Annotated in this window: 15 protein-coding genes and 1 pseudogene; 11 read left to right on the forward strand and 5 right to left on the reverse strand. The window is 71.0% G+C overall.

Features of this window, described 5'->3' with window-relative positions; translation table 11 throughout:
• The 9 genes and pseudogenes from ACFFJG_RS13150 to ACFFJG_RS13190 all read left to right on the forward strand — a co-directional run.
• Positions 1–309 (forward strand): annotated as a pseudogene (locus tag ACFFJG_RS13150) (NADH-quinone oxidoreductase subunit G); the annotation flags it as partial.
• Entirely contained in the window at positions 309–1643 is a 1335-nt protein-coding gene (gene nuoH / locus ACFFJG_RS13155) for an NADH-quinone oxidoreductase subunit NuoH (RefSeq protein WP_378519182.1), read from the forward strand. The pseudogene ACFFJG_RS13150 and the gene nuoH, both read left to right, overlap by 1 nt.
• Positions 1636–2190, forward strand: coding sequence for an NADH-quinone oxidoreductase subunit NuoI (gene nuoI / locus ACFFJG_RS13160; protein ID WP_378519183.1), 555 nt, complete (start codon positions 1636–1638; stop codon positions 2188–2190). Before nuoH ends, nuoI begins: the two co-directional genes overlap by 8 nt.
• On the forward strand, positions 2187–3002 hold the full coding sequence (locus ACFFJG_RS13165; protein ID WP_378519184.1) for an NADH-quinone oxidoreductase subunit J: 816 nt from the start codon (positions 2187–2189) through the stop codon (positions 3000–3002). Before nuoI ends, ACFFJG_RS13165 begins: the two co-directional genes overlap by 4 nt.
• Entirely contained in the window at positions 2999–3292 is a 294-nt protein-coding gene (gene nuoK / locus ACFFJG_RS13170; RefSeq protein WP_121141922.1) for an NADH-quinone oxidoreductase subunit NuoK, read from the forward strand. Before ACFFJG_RS13165 ends, nuoK begins: the two co-directional genes overlap by 4 nt.
• A 70-nt stretch (positions 3293–3362) precedes the next feature.
• Positions 3363–5288: an NADH-quinone oxidoreductase subunit L gene (gene nuoL, locus ACFFJG_RS13175; protein ID WP_378519495.1), complete on the forward strand. Its 1926-nt coding sequence runs from the start codon at positions 3363–3365 to the stop codon at positions 5286–5288.
• Entirely contained in the window at positions 5288–6772 is a 1485-nt protein-coding gene (locus ACFFJG_RS13180) for an NADH-quinone oxidoreductase subunit M (protein ID WP_378519185.1), read from the forward strand. The genes nuoL and ACFFJG_RS13180 overlap by 1 nt, the downstream gene beginning before the upstream one ends.
• Positions 6769–8361, forward strand: coding sequence for an NADH-quinone oxidoreductase subunit NuoN (gene nuoN / locus ACFFJG_RS13185; RefSeq protein ID WP_378519186.1), 1593 nt, complete (start codon positions 6769–6771; stop codon positions 8359–8361). The genes ACFFJG_RS13180 and nuoN overlap by 4 nt, the downstream gene beginning before the upstream one ends.
• Positions 8358–9356, forward strand: a complete 999-nt coding sequence (locus ACFFJG_RS13190; RefSeq protein WP_378519187.1) for a polyprenyl synthetase family protein — start codon at positions 8358–8360, stop codon at positions 9354–9356. The genes nuoN and ACFFJG_RS13190 overlap by 4 nt, the downstream gene beginning before the upstream one ends.
• A 365-nt stretch (positions 9357–9721) precedes the next feature.
• Here the strand turns inward: ACFFJG_RS13190 and ACFFJG_RS13195 are convergent, their stop codons facing one another.
• The 3 genes from ACFFJG_RS13195 to rarD all read right to left on the reverse strand — a co-directional run bounded on the left by ACFFJG_RS13195 (position 9722) and on the right by rarD (position 12783).
• Complete coding sequence (locus tag ACFFJG_RS13195) at positions 9722–10246, reverse strand: GNAT family N-acetyltransferase (RefSeq protein WP_378519188.1); 525 nt, start codon at positions 10244–10246, stop codon at positions 9722–9724.
• A 107-nt stretch (positions 10247–10353) separates the two neighbouring features.
• Entirely contained in the window at positions 10354–11787 is a 1434-nt protein-coding gene (locus ACFFJG_RS13200) for an HNH endonuclease signature motif containing protein (RefSeq protein WP_378519189.1), read from the reverse strand.
• Positions 11788–11874: 87 nt separating this feature from the next.
• A complete protein-coding gene (gene rarD / locus ACFFJG_RS13205; RefSeq protein WP_378519190.1) occupies positions 11875–12783 on the reverse strand; it encodes an EamA family transporter RarD in 909 nt (302 codons plus the stop codon).
• A gap of 103 nt (positions 12784–12886) precedes the next feature.
• Here rarD and ACFFJG_RS13210 point away from each other — a divergent pair, with 103 nt between their 5' ends.
• Positions 12887–13279 (forward strand): hypothetical protein, encoded by a 393-nt coding sequence (locus ACFFJG_RS13210; RefSeq protein WP_378519192.1) that lies wholly within the window; start codon positions 12887–12889, stop codon positions 13277–13279.
• 43 nt (positions 13280–13322) lie between these two features.
• Here ACFFJG_RS13210 and ACFFJG_RS13215 read toward each other — a convergent pair whose 3' ends face one another.
• Both ACFFJG_RS13215 and ACFFJG_RS13220 read right to left on the reverse strand, forming a co-directional pair.
• Complete coding sequence (locus tag ACFFJG_RS13215) at positions 13323–14450, reverse strand: 2-oxoacid:ferredoxin oxidoreductase subunit beta (protein ID WP_378519193.1); 1128 nt, start codon at positions 14448–14450, stop codon at positions 13323–13325.
• Positions 14443–16374: a 2-oxoacid:acceptor oxidoreductase subunit alpha gene (locus ACFFJG_RS13220; RefSeq protein WP_378519194.1), complete on the reverse strand. Its 1932-nt coding sequence runs from the start codon at positions 16372–16374 to the stop codon at positions 14443–14445. The genes ACFFJG_RS13215 and ACFFJG_RS13220 overlap by 8 nt, the downstream gene beginning before the upstream one ends.
• A gap of 321 nt (positions 16375–16695) precedes the next feature.
• Here ACFFJG_RS13220 and ACFFJG_RS13225 point away from each other — a divergent pair, with 321 nt between their 5' ends.
• Positions 16696–18210, forward strand: a complete 1515-nt coding sequence (locus ACFFJG_RS13225; protein ID WP_378519195.1) for a glycosyl hydrolase family 18 protein — start codon at positions 16696–16698, stop codon at positions 18208–18210.
• Positions 18211–18408 lie beyond the last annotated feature (198 nt).

The raw sequence follows: 18408 nt of genomic DNA on the forward strand, positions 1-18408 counted from the left end.
ACGTGGAAGCAGCTGCTCGACCTCGGGTCGATGCAGGACAACGAGCTGCACCTGCGCGCCACCGCCCGCCGCCCGGTCGCCCGGGTCAGCCGGGCCTCCTACGACGCGCTCTTCGGCATGCTCGACGCCGCCGACGGCGCGCCGACGGCCACCCTCACCGGCGACCGTGGCAGCGTGACGCTGCCGGTCGAGGTCGCCGACCTCCCCGACGAGGTGGTGTGGGTCCCGGCCCGGTCCTTCGGCCGGGGCGTGTGGGCCGACCTCGCCTCTCCCGGCAGCACGGTGACCCTGAAGGGAGCCTCGCAGTGATGAGCATCCTGCCGCTGGCAGCCGACCTCCCCGACGCCGAGCTCGGCCAGTTCGGGCAGGACCCCTGGTGGGTGATCCTCCTCAAGGCCGTCCTGATCTTCGTCGTCCTGGTCGTGCTGACGCTCTTCAACATCTGGTTCGAGCGCCGGGTCGTGGCCCGGATGCAGCACCGCGTCGGGCCCAACGTGCACGGTCCCTTCGGCCTGCTGCAGTCGCTCGCCGACGGCGTGAAGCTGGCGCTCAAGGAGGACATCGTCCCCAAGGCCGCCGACAAGGTGGTCTTCCTGATCGCGCCGGTCATCGCCACCGTCCCGGCGTTCGTCACCTGGGCCGTCATCCCGTTCGGTCCGGAGGTCAACTTCTTCGGCCACCGCACGCCCCTGCAGCTGACCGACATGCCGGTGGCGGTGCTCTTCGTGATGGCGATCGCCTCGATCGGCATCTACGGCATCGTGCTCGGCGGCTGGTCGTCCGGGTCGACGTACTCCCTGCTCGGTGGCCTGCGCTCGAGCGCGCAGATGATCTCCTACGAGGTCGCGATGGGCCTCGCGCTCGTCGCGGTCTTCCTCTACGCCGGCTCGATGTCCACCTCGGAGATCGTCGCCGCGCAGGACCGGCTGTGGTTCGGCCTGATCCTGCTGCCGTCGTTCGTCATCTACGTCATCTCGATGGTCGGCGAGACCAACCGTGCGCCCTTCGACCTCCCCGAGGCCGAGGGCGAGCTCGTCGGCGGCTTCCACACCGAGTACTCCAGCCTGAAGTTCGCGCTGTTCTTCCTCGCCGAGTACATCAACCTGGTCACCGTCTCCGCGATCGCCACGACGCTCTTCCTCGGCGGGTGGGCCGCACCGTGGGGCATCGAGAACATCTGGGACGGCGCCAACTCCGGCTACTGGCCGCTGCTCTGGTTCTTCGGCAAGGTCTTCCTCTTCGTCTTCCTGTTCGTCTGGCTGCGCGGCTCGCTGCCCCGCATGCGCTACGACCAGTTCATGGCGCTGGGCTGGAAGGTCCTCATCCCGGTCTCGCTGGCGTGGATCGTCGCGGTCGCCGCCATCCGGGTGATCTCCCTCGAGGGCAACGTCAACCGCACCTACCTCGTCGCCGCCATCGCGGTGCTGCTCGTCCTCACCCTCGGCCTGATGTTCGTCGGGGAGGGCAAGGACAAGGGCACCGGCGTGGACGAGGCGGCCGAGGCGCCGCACGACGCGTTCGCCGGCGGGTTCCCCGTCCCGCCGATGCCGACCGGTGGCGCCGTGCGCGGTGCCGCCGCGCCGCTCACGTTCAGCACGGGCCGCACGACCGTCACCGCCGCAGCGGAGGAGAGCCATGAGTGACCCGAACCAGCCCTCGAAGGGCCTCAAGGCGGCCTGGGACCCGATCGCCGGCTTCGGCGTCACGTTCCGGACGATGTTCAAGAAGGTCGTCACCGAGCAGTACCCCTTCGAGAAGATGCCGACCGCGCCGCGGTTCCACGGCCGCCACCAGCTCAACCGCTGGCCCGATGGGCTCGAGAAGTGCATCGGCTGCGAGCTGTGCGCCTGGGCGTGCCCGGCGGACGCCATCTACGTCGAGGGTGCCTCCAACAGCGACGCCCCCGACGCCGAGGGCAACAGCCAGCGCTTCAGCCCCGGCGAGCGCTACGGCCGCGTCTACCAGATCAACTACCTGCGCTGCATCCTCTGCGGGCTGTGCATCGAGGCGTGCCCCACGCGTGCGCTGACGATGACCAACGAGTACGAGCTGGCCGACGACAACCGTGCCGACCTGATCTACGAGAAGTCCGACCTCCTCGCCCCGCTGCTGCCCGGCATGGAGCAGCCGCCTCACCCGATGCGCCTCGGCGACGACGAGGGCGACTACTACAGGGGGACCACGCGATGACGTTCTGGATCCTCGCGCCGATCATGGTCGCGGCCGCGCTCGGCATCCTGTTCGTCCGCAAGGCCGTGCACGCCGCGCTCCTGCTGGCCGTGGTGATGATCTGCCTGGCGTTCCTCTACGCCGTGATGGAGGCGCCGTTCCTCTTCGCGGTGCAGATCATCGTCTACACCGGCGCGATCCTGATGCTGTTCCTCTTCGTGATGATGCTGATCGGCGTCGACACCTCCGACTCGGTGGTGGAGACGATCCGCGGCCAGCGCGTGATGGCCGTCGGCCTCGGCCTGGTCTTCGGTGCCGTGCTGGTCGTCGGCCTGGGCCAGGTCACGCTCGGCACGGTCGTCGGGCTCGACGACGCCAACGCCGGCGGCAACGTGCCGGCGATTGCCAACATCCTGTTCAGCCGGTACGTCTTCGCCTTCGAGGCGACCAGCGCGCTGCTCATCACCGCGGCGCTCGGCGCGATGGTCCTGGCCCACCGCGAGCGGCTCACGCCGCGCGCCTCGCAGGCCGACCTCGCCGCGCAGCGCATGCGCGACTACGCCGAGCACGGCAAGCACCCCGGCCCGCTGCCCTCGCCCGGCGTGTACGCCCGCCACAACGCGGTCGACACCCCGGCGCTGCTGCCCGACGGCACCGCCGCGGAGTCGTCGGTCTCGCGCGTGCTGGCCGCGCGCGGCACGGTCCGCTCCGCCCCGGCGATGGCCGACGACATCGACGAGGTGCGCCGCCAGATCGGCGACCCGGCGCGGTCGCCGGAGACCTCCGGCAAGCTCGGCGCCCCCGCCACGACCGAGGAGGACGTGGAGAAGTGACCCACTACGTAGTCCTGTCCGCGATCCTCTTCACGATCGGCTGCGTCGGGGTCCTGACCCGCCGCAACGCCATCGTGGTGTTCATGTGCGTCGAGCTGATGCTCAACGCCAGCAACCTCGCGTTCGTCGCCTTCGCCCGGCAGCACGGCAACCTCGACGGCCAGATCACCGCGTTCTTCGTGATGGTCGTGGCGGCCGCCGAGGTCGTGATCGGCCTCGCCATCATCATGACCATCTTCCGCACCCGACGCTCGGCCTCGGTCGACGACGCCAGCCTGCTGAAGTACTGAGGGAGCTGACGTGAACCCACTGCTCACCCACTCGGTCGCCCTGGCGGCCGAGGCCGGCCACCACGCGCCGGTGGTCGCCCCCGACACCGGCGCGGGCGGCGTCTTCGACCTGCTCTGGCTGGTCGTCGCGCTCCCGCTGCTCGGCGCGGTGCTGCTGCTCGCGGTGACCCCGCTGCTGCCGGCCGGCCTGCGCGCCACCGTCGACCGCACCGGGCACCTGCTCGGCACCGCGCTCGCGGCCGCCTCCTTCGTGCTCAGCCTGGTGCTGTTCGTCTCGCTCCTCGGCCGCGACGCCGACCAGCGCCAGGTCGGCCAGCACCTGTGGACCTGGTTCGAGACCGGCTCGCTCCGCGTCGGCATGGACCTGCTCTACGACCAGCTCGCCGCGCTCTTCCTGCTGCTGATCACCGGCGTGGGCTCGCTCATCCACGTCTACGCCATCGGCTACATGGAGCACGACGCGCGCCGTCGCCGCTTCTTCGGCTACCTCAACCTCTTCGTGGCCGCGATGCTCACGCTCATCCTCTCGGCCAACTTCGTGGGGCTGTTCCTCGGCTGGGAGGGCGTCGGCCTCGCGTCCTACCTCCTCATCGGGTTCTGGCAGCACAAGCCCTCGGCGGCCGCCGCGGCCAAGAAGGCGTTCGTCATCAACCGCGTCGGTGACATCGGGCTCACCCTGGCCATCGCGCTGATGTTCGCCACCTTCGGCACCGTCGACTACGGCGCGGTCAGCCAGGTCGCCGGCGAGGCCGACCAGGCGACCCTCAACGCGCTCGGCCTGCTCCTGCTCCTCGGCGCGTGCGGCAAGTCCGCCCAGGTGCCGCTGCAGGCGTGGCTGCTCGACGCGATGGAGGGCCCGACCCCGGTGTCGGCGCTCATCCACGCCGCCACCATGGTCACCGCCGGGGTCTACCTCGTGGTCCGCGCCAACTTCATCTACGAGCTCACCCCGGTCGCCCAGACCGCGGTGGTGGTCGTGGCCACGGTGACGCTCCTGTGGGGTGCGGTGCTCGGCTGCGCCAAGGACGACATCAAGAAGGCGCTCGCCGGCTCCACGATGAGCCAGATCGGCTACATGATGCTCGCCGCCGGCCTCGGCCCGGTGGGCTACCCGTTCGCGATCTTCCACCTGCTGACCCACGGCTTCTTCAAGGCCAACATGTTCCTCGGCGCCGGCTCGGTGATGCACGGCATGGACGACGACGTCGACATGCGCCACTACGGCGCGCTCCGCACGGCGATGCCGGTCACCTTCCTGACCTTCGCGATGGGCTACCTCGCGATCATCGGCTTCCCGGGCTTCTCCGGCTTCTGGTCCAAGGACCGGATCATCGAGGCCGCGCTCACCGAGAACCTCTTCATCGGCCTCCTCGCGGTGCTCGGTGCCGGCATCACGGCCTTCTACATGACCCGTCTGATGCTGATGACGTTCTTCACCACGAAGCGCTGGGAGGCCGACGTCCACCCGCACGAGTCGCCCAAGGTGATGACCGTCCCGCTCATCGTCCTGGCCGCGCTCTCCGTGCTCGGCGGCGTGCTCCTGCTCGGCAACTGGATCGTGGAGTGGCTCGAGCCGGTCACCGGACACGTCGAGCACGAGAACCCGCCCGTGTCCGCGTGGCTGGTGACGCTGATGATCGTGGTGGTCGTCGTCATCGGCGTCGCGGCCGCGTGGTTCCTGGTCGGCAGGCGCGAGGTGCCCCGCGTGGCGCCGCAGGACGTGTCCTTCGCGACCCGCGCCGCCCGCGCCGACCTCTACGGCGACGCGATCAACGAGGGCGTCGTCGTCCGCCCCGGCGCCTCCCTGGTCTCCGGCCTGACCACCTTCGACCGGGCCGGCATCGACGGCGTCGTCATGGGTGGCGCCGCCGGGGTCGGTGGCATCTCCACCACGCTGCGCCGCGTGCAGAACGGCTTCGTCCGCTCCTACGCCCTGTCCCTCCTCGGTGGCGCCCTGCTGGTCGTCCTCGCTCTCCTGGCGGTGAATGTCGGATGATGCTGACTGTCCTTGTCCTGCTGCCGCTCGTCGGCGCGCTCGCGGTGCTGCTGGTGCCGCACGCGCTGGTCCGGCCGGTCGGCCTGGCGTTCTCGCTGGTGGGGCTGGTCTACGGCCTCGTCGTCGCCAGCCAGTACGACCTCGGCGGCGGCATGCAGCTGACCGAGACCTACACCTGGATCGAGGCGCTCGGCGTCCACTACGCGCTCGGCGTCGACGGCCTCGGGCTGCTGATGGTGCTGCTGACCGTCGCGATCGTGCCCCCGGTGATGCTCGCGTCGTGGCGCGAGAGCGACGAGCCTGGCAACAACGGCGCCCGCTCCTACTTCGCCTGGGTCCTCGCGCTCGAGGCGATGTCGCTGTTCGTCTACACCGCCACCGACGTCTTCCTCTTCTACATCGTCTTCGAGGCAACGCTGATCCCGGCGTACTTCCTCATCGGCGGGTTCGGCCGCACCGGGCGTGGCCGCGCGGCCACGAAGTTCCTCGTCTACCAGCTCGCCGGCGGCCTGGTGCTGCTCGCCTCGGTCATCGGCCTCTACGTCGTGTCCGCCGACGCCGGCACGCCGAGCTTCCTGGTCAGCGACCTCGCGGCGCTCGACATCGACCCGATCACGCAGCGCTGGCTGTTCGTCGGCTTCTTCATCGCCTTCGCGATCAAGGCGCCGGTGTTCCCGTTCCACACCTGGCTGGCCGACACGAGCGAGAAGGCGACGCCGAGCACCTCGGTGCTGCTGGTCTGCGTGCTCGACAAGATCGGCACCTTCGGCATGCTGCGCTACTGCCTGGGCCTGCTGCCCGACGCGTCGCAGTGGGCGACGCCGGTGGTCGTGGTGCTCGCCCTGATCTCGATCGTCTACGGCGCACTGATCGCCATCGGCCAGGACGACGTCCTGCGCCTGATCGGCCTGACGTCGCTGTCGCACTTCGGGTTCATCGTGCTGGGCATCTTCGTCTTCAACGCCACGGGCGGGACGGGCGCGATCCTCTACATGGTCAACCACGGCATCGCGACCGCGCTGATGTTCCTGGTGGCCGGCTTCCTCATCCACCGCACCGGCACGGCGTCGATCCGCGAGATGGGCGGGGTGGAGAAGCACGCCCCGCTGCTGGCCGGCTCGTTCCTCGTCGCCGGGCTCGCGGCCTGCGGCCTGCCCGGCCTGTCGCCGTTCGTCTCCGAGATCATGGTGATCATCGCCGCCTTCGACCACCACTGGCTGGCCGGCTCGGTGGCGGTCCTCGCCATCGTGCTCGCCGCGATTTACGCGCTCTGGATGTACGAGCGCACGATGACCGGCCCGGACCGCGTCGGGATGGCCCCGGTGGCCGACCTCGACCGGCGTGAGGTCGGGATCGTCGCCCCGCTGGTGCTCGCCCTGGTGCTGTTCGGCTTCTACCCGATGCCGCTGCTCGACGTCATCAACCCCTACGTCCACGACTCGCTCGCCAGCGTGGGCCTCGGCCAGGAGGGTGGTCCCCAGTGACCGACTTCGTGAAGCCCACCATCCAGTACTTCGAGCTCTGGCCGCTGCTGGTCGTCTTCGCCGTCGCCTGCCTCGGCGTCGTCGTGGAGGCGTTCGCGCCCCGCGCCGCGCGCTACGTCGCGCAGGTCGTGCTGGCGCTGGCGGGCCTGGTGGCCGCGCTGGTCGGCGTCGTGGTCATCGCCCGCGACGTCAAGTCCTACGACGACGGTGCCGCCCGCGGCGTCCTCGCCGTCGGCGGCACGGTCGCGGTCGACGGGCCGAGCTTGTTCATCTGGGGACTCATCCTGGCCCTGGCGATCGGCGGCGTGCTGCTGTTCGCCGAGCGGCACCTCGACGGTGGCGTCTCGGCGTTCGCCGGCCAGGCCGCCGCCGTTCCGGGCACCGACGCGGAGACCACGGCGATCGCCGCCCACCGCGAGCACACCGAGGTCTACCCGCTCCTGATGTTCGCGGTGTTCGGGATGATGCTGTTCCCGGCCGCCAACGACCTGCTGACGATGTTCGTCGGCCTCGAGGTGCTCTCGCTCCCGCTCTACCTCCTCAGCGGCCTGGCGCGTCGTCGCCGCCTGCTGAGCCAGGAGGCGGCGCTGAAGTACTTCCTGCTCGGGGCGTTCTCCTCAGGCTTCTTCCTCTACGGCGCGGCGCTGGTCTACGGCTTCGCGGGCTCGCTCGACTTCGCGGCGATCAACGAGGCGGTGCGCAACGACGTCGACAGCTCGGTGCTGCTGCTCATCGGCACGGGCCTGCTCTCGGTCGGGCTGCTCTTCAAGGTGGGTGCGGTGCCGTTCCAGGCGTGGACCCCCGACGTCTACCAGGGCGCCCCGACCCCGGTCGTGGCGTTCATGGCCGCCGGCACCAAGATCGCGGCCTTCGGCGCGATCCTGCGCCTGTTCTACGTGGCTCTCGGCGCGGACCGCTGGTCCTGGCAGCCGGTGCTGTGGGTCATCGCGGTGCTCTCGATGTTCGTGGGCGCGGTGCTGGCCACCACGCAGACCGACATCAAGCGGCTCCTGGCGTACTCCTCGGTCGCCCACACCGGCTTCATCCTCACCGGCGTGATCGGCCTGCAGGGCTCCGCGCAGCTCGCCGACGGCGAGCTCACCTCGCTCCAGGCCGTGCTCTTCTACCTCGCCACCTACGGCTTCGCCACGATCGGCGCGTTCGCCGTGGTCGGCCTGGTGCGCGACAGCGGGGGCGAGACGACCGCGATCGAGCGGTGGGCGGGGCTGGGCAAGGAGTCGCCGGTCGTGGCGGCGGTCTTCGCCTTCTTCCTGCTCGCGCTGGCGGGCATCCCGCTCACGGCCGGGTTCGTCGGCAAGCTCGCGGTGTTCTCCGTGGCGCTCGCCGCCGGTGCGTGGCCGGTCGTGGTCGCGGCCGTCCTGGCGAGCATCATCGCGGTGTTCCTCTACGTCCGCGTGATCAAGGTGATGTTCTTCGACGAGCCCGTCGGTGACGGTCCGAGCGTGACGTACCCGTCGGTGCTGACCGCGACGACGATCGCCGTCGGTGCCGCCGTGACGCTGGTACTCGGCATCCTGCCGGGGCCGGTGCTCGACCTCGCGGCCGTTGCTGGAGAATTCATCAGGTGACCGACTCGCCCCTCGCACTCCCCGTCGTCGACGCCGATCTCGAGCGTCGGCTCGTCGAGCGCCTGGCGCGCATCGAGGAGCTGCTGGCGGAGCACTGCAAGGGTCGCACCCGCTACGTCTCCGAGGCCGCCACGCACCTGATGATGGCCGGCGGGAAGCGGTTCCGGCCGCTGCTGGTGCTGCTGGCCGCCGAGGCGGGGACGCACCCGGACGCCGAGGAGGTGAACACCGCGGCCTGCGTGGTGGAGCTGACCCACGTGGCCTCGCTCTACCACGACGACGTGATGGACGAGGCGGCGCTGCGTCGCGGCGCCGACACCGCCAACGCGCGCTGGGACAACCTGGTCGCGATCCTCACCGGTGACTTCCTCTTCGGCCGGTCCTCCGAGCTCACCGCCGACCTCGGCCCCGACGCCGTACGGATCCAGGCGCGCACCTTCACCCAACTGGTGGAGGGTCAGATCCTGGAGACCGTGAAGCCCGGCCCGGGCGAGGACCCGCTCGAGCACTACCTCGAGGTCGTCGCCGGCAAGACCGGCTCGCTGATCGCCACCTCCGCGCGCTACGGCGCGATGTTCGGCGGGGCGCGACCGGAGGTCGTGGAGGCGCTGTCGGCCTACGGCGAGATCGTCGGCTCCTCCTTCCAGCTCTCCGACGACATCCTCGACATCGCCTCCGAGTCGGTCACCTCGGGCAAGACGCCGGGCACCGACCTTCGCGAGGGCGTGCCCACGCTCCCCGTCCTGATGGCGCAGGCCTCGACCGACCCCGCCGACGCGCGGCTGCTCGAGCTGCTCGGCCGGCCGCTGACCGACGACTCCGAGCACGCCGAGGCCCTCGGGCTGCTTCGCGCCCACCCGGCCATGCAGGAGGCCCGCGAGTACGTCCTCGGCCAGGCCACGCAGGCCAAGAAGCTCCTCGAGGTCCTCGACCCCGGCCCGGTCCGCACCGCGCTGGAGTCTTTCGCCGACACCGTCGCGACCCGCACCGCCTGACCGGACCCCGCCCGCCCGCCCCCACCCCTGATTTCGGGGTAGTCCAGTGGCAAAGCGTCGTACGGGCGGCCTCGCGACAGCGTCTTGCCACTGGACTACCGCACCCGGGGGGCCGTCGGCCGGGTGGTGCGAGCGCGGCCCGCGGCCGCCCCCTCGTGGGGTAGTCCAGTGGCAAAGCGTCGTGCGGGCGGCCCGGCGACAGCGTCCTGCCACTGGACTACCGCGCCGGGGGGGACCGTCGGTCGGGTGGCGTGAGCGCGGCCCGCGGCCGCCCCCTCGTGGAGTAGTCCAGTGGCAAAACGTCGTGCTGGCAGCCCGGCGACAGCGTCCTGCCACTGGACTACCGCGCCGGGGTCGTCACGTCGTCAGCCTGACAGTGCAGGACGGGTGCGGCGGCCCATCACCACGGTGCGGTCGCTCGTGCCGGGACCGAGCACGGTCCAGCCCTCCGCGGCGTACAGCCGGCGGGCCGGGTCGTCCGGGTCGGGGGTGGTCATCAGGAGCAGGCGCTCGTGGGGGAGCCCCGCAAGCAGCGCTCGTAGGAGTGCGCGGCCGGTGCCGCGGCCGCGGGCGGACGACAGGACGCCGATGCTGACCAGCTCGAAGTGACCGTCGAGCCAGGAGTCGGCGACGTCGGGTGCGAGGGTCGTCCGGACGTGATCGGTCCACCACTGGCCGGAGCGGCCCGTGTAGCCGTACCCGAACCCGACGAGGACTCCGTCGTCCCACGCCCGCGCGAGCCGGAAGCCGTCGCGGGCCGTGTGTCGGTCCCAGACCGACGTGCGCCACGTCGCCTGGTCCGGCTGGTCGCCGAAGACCGGGTCGTAGACCGACCACACCTCGTCACCGTCGGCGTCGGTGACCGACCCTTCCACGCGCACCTCGACCACGGTCCATGTCTACCGCGCCACGCACCACGACGTCGGCAGATGGGGTCTGCAGACGTCGACGTGCCTGTCGCCCCGTCACCGGGTGGGTGGCGGGGTGTGGGGCGGGGTCATGGTCGGCGGGGCTGCGGGATCCCGGGTGGGTCGAGGGCGGTGGTGCCGTCGCGGTCGCGGAGGTAGTGGTGGCCGTGGGGGCTGGTCCACTCGAAGACGCCGGGGCTGAGGTGTTCGTATAGCCAGGCGGTGTGGGTCTTGAGCCGGTGGTGTGAGCGGCACAGTGGGGCGAGGTTGGAGGTCGCGGTCGGGCCGGGTTGTGGTCTGTCCTCGGCAGCGGCGTCGTGGTCGTACGGCGTGATGTGGTCGATGTCGCAGGCCCGGGCGGGGCGGGTGCACCAGGGGAACACGCAGGTCCGGTCGCGGAGGACGACGTGTTCGCGGATCCGGTCGGGGATCGCGTAGGCGTCGGTGGTGAGGTCGGCGTTCAGATCGAGGACGGGTCGGATGGTGACCTTGGTCCGCGACGACGTGCACCAGCCCTTGACCTGGTCGAGGAGCGCGAGGCGCTGCCCGTTTCCGAGCCGGGCAGTTGGGCCGAAGACCGTGTCTTCACCGGCGGCGTCGGCGTCGAGGTGGACGTGGAGGACGACCTCACGCGCGGCCGGCAGGTTCTCACTGGCCGGGGCCGGGGCGGGCGTGCCTTGGGCGTGGAGGTCGAGGGCGGTCTGGGTACGGGCGAGGTCGCCGAGCGCGGCGGCGCGCCGCGCGCCCAAGGGTGCCGTGGACCCGAGTGCCTTCAGTGCCGCGGCGCCGTGCTGGATCGCCGCGTCCAGGTCGTAGGCGTCGGCGAGGTCGAGCTCGGCCTCCATGCGCATCAGGCCGTCGTAGTGGACGTGCCTCGTGTCGAACGTGACGTGCCGGCGGTCGGAGTTCAGGTAGTGGTCGGCCTCGAAGTCCTCGTGGTCCTCACCCGCCTCGAAGTCGGGCCGCGGGTCGGCGGCGAGGTCGTAGCGCTTGATGGCCTCGGCCACGAGCCGATCGAGCTGCGCCGTCCCGACCTTGCCCGCCACCGCGGCGACCTGCCGGTCGATCCATCCCGCTGCTTCGGGGGTGAGCGCCGGAACGGCGTGGATCGTCGTCTCGGCCACCAGCCGCGCCCGCCACGCGGGTACCCGGCCGGCGTGCACCTGCGCCCACAGGCGAGGCAGCCGGTGCCGGAGCTCGAGCGCGTGTCCGATCAGCTTCTTCGCCGCCGTGGTCGAGATCCCCAGGACGGTGCCGAGCTCGGGGATGCAGAACTCCGTCACCAGCGGACACCCGTCGCCGGCGATGGGCTCCTCGTGGTCGGAGCCCGCGACCGTGAACGCGGCGGCGTGGTGGATCGACTCCGGCGGGTGCAGGTCGGCCCAGCGGGCAGCGAGGTCGAGCTGACGGGCAGCGGCGGCGTCCTCTGCCCGGCGCTCGTCGCGGAGGGCTGCGAGCAGGTCGGAGGCGGTGAGGTCATCGGTGACCTCCGCCTGCTCCGGTCCCACTCGCGTGTCGATCATGTGTTCGATTCTAGGCGAAGGGTCCGACACCCGTCGCTGCTGGGAAAGCGTCCTGTGGAGAAGCAGACAGCCCGCGGCCAGGTGTGGTCAGGCCGCGCTGGCGTGGGCGACGAGGCGGAGCTGGCGGCGGCGGTGGTGGAGGGCCTCGACGGTGAAGACGACGAGGGCGAGCCAGACGAGGGTGAAGCCGATCCAGCGGCTGGCGGGCATCGCCTCGTGGAAGACGAGGAGGCCGAGGGCGAACTGGATGGTCGGGGCGAGGTACTGCAGCAGCCCGAGCGACACCATCGACACGCGGATCGCCGCGGCGCCGAAGAGGATCAGCGGCACGGCGGTGACGACGCCGGTGGTGGTCATCAGCAGCGCGTGGCCATGGCCGTTGCCAGCGAAGGAGGAGCGGCCCGTGACGACGAGCCAGCCGACGTACGCCGCCGCCACGGGCGCCATGACCAGCGTCTCGTAGGTGATGCTCTCGACCGCCTCGACCGCGGCCTGCTTCTTGAGCAGGCCGTAGGTCCCGAACGAGAACGCGAGCACGAGCGCCACCCACGGCGGCCGCCCGTAGTCGACGGCGAGGAGCACGACGGCGACCAGCGCGATGCCCATCGCCGCCCACTGCAGCCTCCGGAGCCGCTCGCCCAGGACGAGCACGCCCATCAGGACGGTCACGAGGGGGTTGATGAAGTAGCCGAGCGAGGTCTCCACGACCCGGCCGTTGTTCACGCCCCAGATGTAGCCGCCCCAGTTGACCGAGATGACGACCGCGGCGGCGGTGAGCAGCACGAGCGTGCGGCGCCGGTGGAGAAGCGCCCTGAACGGCGCCACCCGACGGGCCAGCACGAGCACGACCAGCATCGTGCCGAGCGACCAGATGATGCGGTGGGCGAGGAGCTCGACGGCCCCGGCCGGCTCGAGCAGGGTCCAGTAGAGCGGGAAGATGCCCCACAGGGTGTACGCCGACGCCCCCAGGAGCAGTCCGCGGCGGGAGTCTGGCACTCGCGAAGTCTAGGGCGGTGCGGTCGCCTACGATGGGGGAGCCCGGGGTCGGGACCCCGGACCTGTTCGTCTACGTCTCTCGAGGGGGAGTTCCATCATGCGGATGTTCCGCACCGTCCTGGCAGCGCTCGTCGCCGCCGTGCTCGTGACCGGCGCGCTCAGCACCGGCGCCACCGCCGCCGCTCCGAAGCGCGTGATCGAGGAGAAGGAGCCGCAGCAGGTCTCCTACAACGCCTTCAAGCTCAAGGGCACCGTGAGCGAGCCGCAGGCCGACGGCACCCTGCTGCCCTACGCCGACCAGAAGGTGAAGATCCTCAAGAAGGCGTGCAAGTCGTGCAAGTGGAAGGTCGTCAAGAAGGTCAAGACCGACGAGTCCGGCACCTTCAAGACCAAGATCTACGCCCCGGCCAAGGGCACGTGGCGCTGGCGCTCGAAGGTCGACCACTCCAACGGCTACGGCAACACCAAGGGCAAGGTCTGGTTCCTGTTCTTCTGATGCCCGCGGGCACCGACCACCGGCCGGCCGGCTGACCCGAGGGTCAGACGACCGTCCAGGTGTCGCCGCCGCCGATCAGCGCCGCCAGACGGGCGGTGCGGTCGGCGGCGGTGTCGTCCCCGGCCCCGGCGCTGGCCGTCGCGACCTGCGCGCGCGCCGCGTCGTCGTACGTCGTGCGCTCCACCTGCCGGAAGATCCCGATCGGTGAGGTGTTGAGGTAGCCCGCGTCGGTGAGGCGCGAGATCGCGAACGCGGTCGACGGGTCGGGGTGGTGCGCGTCGTGGACCAGGACGTCGGAGGCGTCGACGTCGGCCGTGGCGACCACCTTGACGCCGCCGCCGACGGTGTCGCGCACGAGCGCCTTGGAGCCGCGGCCGTCCTCGAGCGGGGCGCCGAAGGTGACCGGCTCGCCGTGGACCAGCGGGATGATGGCGTCGGCCTTGCTCTCCGGCGACTTGATCGCGTCGAACGCCCCGTCGTTGAAGATCGGGCAGTTCTGGTAGATCTCCACCAGCGAGGTGCCGCGGTGGGCGGCGGCAGCGGCGAGCACCGAGGTGAGGTGCTTGCGGTCGGAGTCGATGGTGCGGGCCACGAAGCTGGCCTCGGCGCCGAGCGCCAGCGAGACCGGGTTGAACGGGTGGTCCACCGAGCCCATCGGCGTCGACTTGGTGACCTTGCCGGTCTCCGAGGTGGGGGAGTACTGCCCCTTGGTGAGGCCGTAGATCCGGTTGTTGAACAGCAGGATCGTCATGTTCACGTTGCGGCGCAGCGCGTGGATGAGGTGGTTGCCGCCGATCGACAGCGCGTCACCGTCGCCGGTGACGACCCACACCGACAGGTCCTCGCGCGCGGTGGCGATGCCGGTCGCGATCGAGGGCGCACGTCCGTGGATGGAGTGCATGCCGTAGGTGTCGAGGTAGTACGGGAACCGCGAGGAGCAGCCGATGCCGGAGACGAACACGATGTTCTCGCGGCGCAGCCCGAGGTCGGGCAGGAACGACTGCACGGCCTTGAGCACCGCGTAGTCACCGCAGCCCGGGCACCAGCGGACCTCCTGGTCCGAGGTGAAGTCCTTGCCGGTCTGGCGGGGCGCGTCGGCATCGAGCGCCGGCACGCCGTCGGTGCCGGAGCGGAAGGCGGGGATGCCGAGGTCGGTGGTCTGGTCAGTCATCGGAGCCCTCCTCGGGCGCGGGGACGGTGAGGTCGACGTCGACGCCCTCGGCCTCGGCGACGAGGCCGCCGATGACGTCGGCGAGCACGGCAGCCTTGAGCGGCAGCCCGCGGACCTCGTTGTAGCCGACGACGTCGACGAGGTACTCGGCGCGCAGCAGCAGGGACAGTTGGCCGAGGTTCATCTCGGGCACCAGCACCTTGTCGTAGCGGCGCAGCACCTCACCGAGGTCCTTCGGGAACGGGTTCAGGTGGCGCAGGTGCGCCTGGGCGACGTGGTAGCCGGCGCGGCGCACCCGGCGCACGCCGGCACCGATCGGGCCGTAGGTCGAGCCCCAGCCGAGGACGAGCACCTTGGCCTGGCCGCTCGGGTCGTCGACCTCCAGCGGCGGCAGCGAGTCGGCGACGCGGTCGACCTTGGCCTGGCGGGTGCGCACCATGAAGTCGTGGTTGGCCGGGTCGTAGGAGATGTTGCCGTGGCCGTCGCCCTTCTCGAGACCGCCGATGCGGTGCTCGAGCCCGGGGGTGCCGGGCACGGCCCACGGGCGAGCCAGCGTGGCCTCGTCGCGGAGGTAGGGCCAGAACTCCGCGTCGTCGCCGGAGCCCTGGTTCTTCTCGGTCGCGAACGCGGGGTCGATCGCCGGCAGCTCGTCGGTGCCGGGGATCCGCCAGGGCTCGGAGCCGTTGGCGAGGTAGCCGTCGGAGAGGAGCATCACGGGCGTGCGGTAGGTGATCGCGATCCGCACGGCCTCGACCGCGGCGTCGAAGCAGTCGCCGGGCGAGCGCGGGGCGACGATCGGCAGCGGTGCCTCGCCGTTGCGCCCGAACATCGCCTGCAGGAGGTCGGCCTGCTCGGTCTTGGTCGGCAGGCCCGTGGAGGGACCGCCGCGCTGGACGTCGACGACGACGAGCGGGAGCTCGGTCATCACCGCCAGGCCGATCGCCTCCGACTTGAGCGCGACGCCCGGGCCCGACGTGGTGGTCACGCCGAGGTGGCCGGCGAAGGACGCGCCGATCGCGGCGCCCACGCCCGCGATCTCGTCCTCGGCCTGGAACGTCGTGACGCCGAATCCCTTGTGCTTGCTGAGCTCGTGGAGGATGTCGGAGGCCGGGGTGATCGGGTAGGACCCGAGGAACACCGGCAGCCCGGACTGCACGCCACCGGCGATGAGCCCGTACGCGAGCGCCAGGTTGCCGGTGATGTTGCGGTAGGTGCCGGGCGGCATCGGGGCCGGCTTGACCTCGTAGCGCACCACGAAGGCCTCGGTCGTCTCGCCGAAGTTCCAGCCCGCCCGGAACGCCGTGATGTTGGCGTCGCGGATGTCGGGCACCTTGGCGAAGCGCTTGGCGAGGAAGTCGGTGGTGGTCTCGGTCGGACGGCCGTACATCCACGACAGCAGGCCCAGGGCGAACATGTTCTTGGCCCGCGAGGCGTCCTTGCGCGACAGGCCGAACTCCTTGACCGCCTCGACCGTCATGCCCGTGAGGTCGACGGTGTGGACGGCGAACTCGTCGAGGGAGTCGTCCTCCAGCGGGCTGGTGGTGTAGCCGGCCTTGGTGAGGTTGCGGGCGGTGAAGTCGTGGGTGTCGACGATGATCGTGGCGCCCTTGGGGAGGTCGCCGAGGTTCGCGCGGAGCGCGGCGGGGTTCATCGCGACCAGCACGTCGGGGGCGTCGCCCGCGGTGAGGATGTCGTGGTCGGCGAAGTGCACCTGGAACGACGAGACACCGGGCAGCGTGCCCTGGGGCGCCCGGATCTCGGCCGGGAAGTTCGGCAGGGTGACCAGGTCGTTGCCGAACGCGGCCGTCTCCTGGGTGAACCGGTCTCCGGTCAGCTGCATCCCGTCGCCGGAGTCGCCGGCGAACCGGATGATGACGCGGTCGAGCTGCTTGACCTGCTTCTCGGGGGCTACCACAAGCGTCAACGATAGCCGCCGGTGCCGCGCCGGACGGCCCTGCCTGCCACGTGGGACGCGGTCCCCGCGCGAGGTGTGACGAGGCTCATGCCGCCCGAGCGAGCAGGTGGAGCCGGCGGCGTGTCCACGATGTGGGACACGGGGCGCACGCGTACGGCGTCGCGCCGGAGACGCCCACGCGGCCGTGACCTGCGGATTTGTAAGCCCGGTGCACTAATCGACGTCCGTTATTAGTAAGGAGAACTCACTAACCCCTTGTGGCGCAGGTCACACCGTCCCTAGGTTCGATCCCGTGGCGCGTCCGCGCCCGTCGTCCACTCGGGAGGATCCATGTCGTCCAGCCAGCCCAGAAGTCCGATCGCCGCACCCCCGCGACGGCGCCTGCGCCGTCTCCTCGGCCTGCTCGTGGCCGTGGTCGCCACCGCGGCGCTCCTGCCGCTCGCTGGTGGCACCGCAGGCCTGCCGGCCGCGTCCGCCGCCACCTGCACCGCCCCGACCTGGAGCGCGAGCGCCGTCTACACCGCGGGCAACCAGGTGACCTACTCCGGACGCACCTACCGCGCGAAGTGGTGGACCCAGAACGAGGTGCCCGGGACGACCGGCCAGTGGGGCGTGTGGGAGGACCAGGGCGCGTGCAGCGGCACCACCCCCACCGACCCGCCGACGACCACACCTCCCACGACGACCCCGCCGACCACCCCGCCCCCGACCACGACGCCCCCGGCCACGAGCGGCAAGAAGGTCATCGGCTACTTCACCAACTGGGGCACCTACGCGCGCAACTTCCACGCCAAGGACCTCGACACGTCCGGCTCGGCGGCCAGGCTGACGCACCTGCTCTACGCGTTCGGCAACGTGCAGAACGGCCGCTGCACCATCGGCGACTCCTACGCCGACTACGACAAGGCCTACACCGCGGCGCAGAGCGTCGACGGCGTCGCCGACACCTGGGACCAGTCGCTGCGCGGCAACTTCAACCAGCTGCGCAAGCTCAAGGCGAAGTACCCCCACCTCAAGATCATCTGGTCCTTCGGCGGCTGGACCTGGTCGGGCGGCTTCACCCAGGCCGCCCAGGACCCGCAGGCCTTCGCGCAGTCGTGCCGCGCGCTCGTCGAGGACCCGCGCTGGGCGGACGTCTTCGACGGCATCGACATCGACTGGGAGTACCCCAACGCCTGCGGCCTGTCCTGCGACACGAGCGGCACCCAGGCCTTCCCGCGGCTGATGCAGGCCCTGCGCGGCGCCTTCGGCTCCGACCTGGTCACCGCCGCGATCACCGCCGACGGCACCTCCGGCGGCAAGATCGAGAAGGGCGGCTACGGCCAGGCCGCGCAGTACGTCGACTGGTACATGCCGATGACCTACGACTACTTCGGCGCCTTCGCCGCGCAGGGGCCGACGGCCCCGCACTCCCCGCTCACCTCCTACGCCGGCATCCCGACGCAGGGCTTCGACGCGAGCACGGCGATCGCGAAGCTGAAGTCGCTGGGCGTCCCGTCCTCCAAGCTGCTCCTCGGTCTCGGCTTCTACGGCCGCGGGTGGTCGGGGGTCACGCAGTCCGCGCCGGGCGGTTCGGCCACCGGGCCCGCGCCCGGCACCTACGAGCAGGGCATCGAGGACTACAAGGTGCTCAAGCAGCGCTGCCCCGCCACCGGCACGGTGGGCGGCACGGCCTACGCGAAGTGCGGCGACCAGTGGTGGAGCTACGACACCCCGGCGACGATCACCTCGAAGATGGCGTGGGCCAAGCAGCAGGGCCTCGCGGGTGCCTTCTTCTGGGAGCTGTCGGGCGACACCGCGAACGGTGAGCTGATCAGCGCCGTCAGCAGCGGCCTGGCCGGCTGACCTCGTCGCCGTCCCTCGCGACGGCAGCACGGCACGAGCCGGGAGCGGACGCCCGCTCCCGGCTCGTGGGCGTTCCCGGGGGCCCGGTGAGCGCCGTGGGGAGACGCTCGGGCGAGGCCGTGCCGGCGCGGTGCGTGGGTGGTGTGGCGCGCGACACGCGGGAACGGTCCAGACAATGCCACTACGGTTCATAAAGTC

Source organism: Nocardioides zeicaulis (assembly GCF_042432345.1).
Lineage (GTDB): Bacteria > Actinomycetota > Actinomycetes > Propionibacteriales > Nocardioidaceae > Nocardioides > Nocardioides zeicaulis.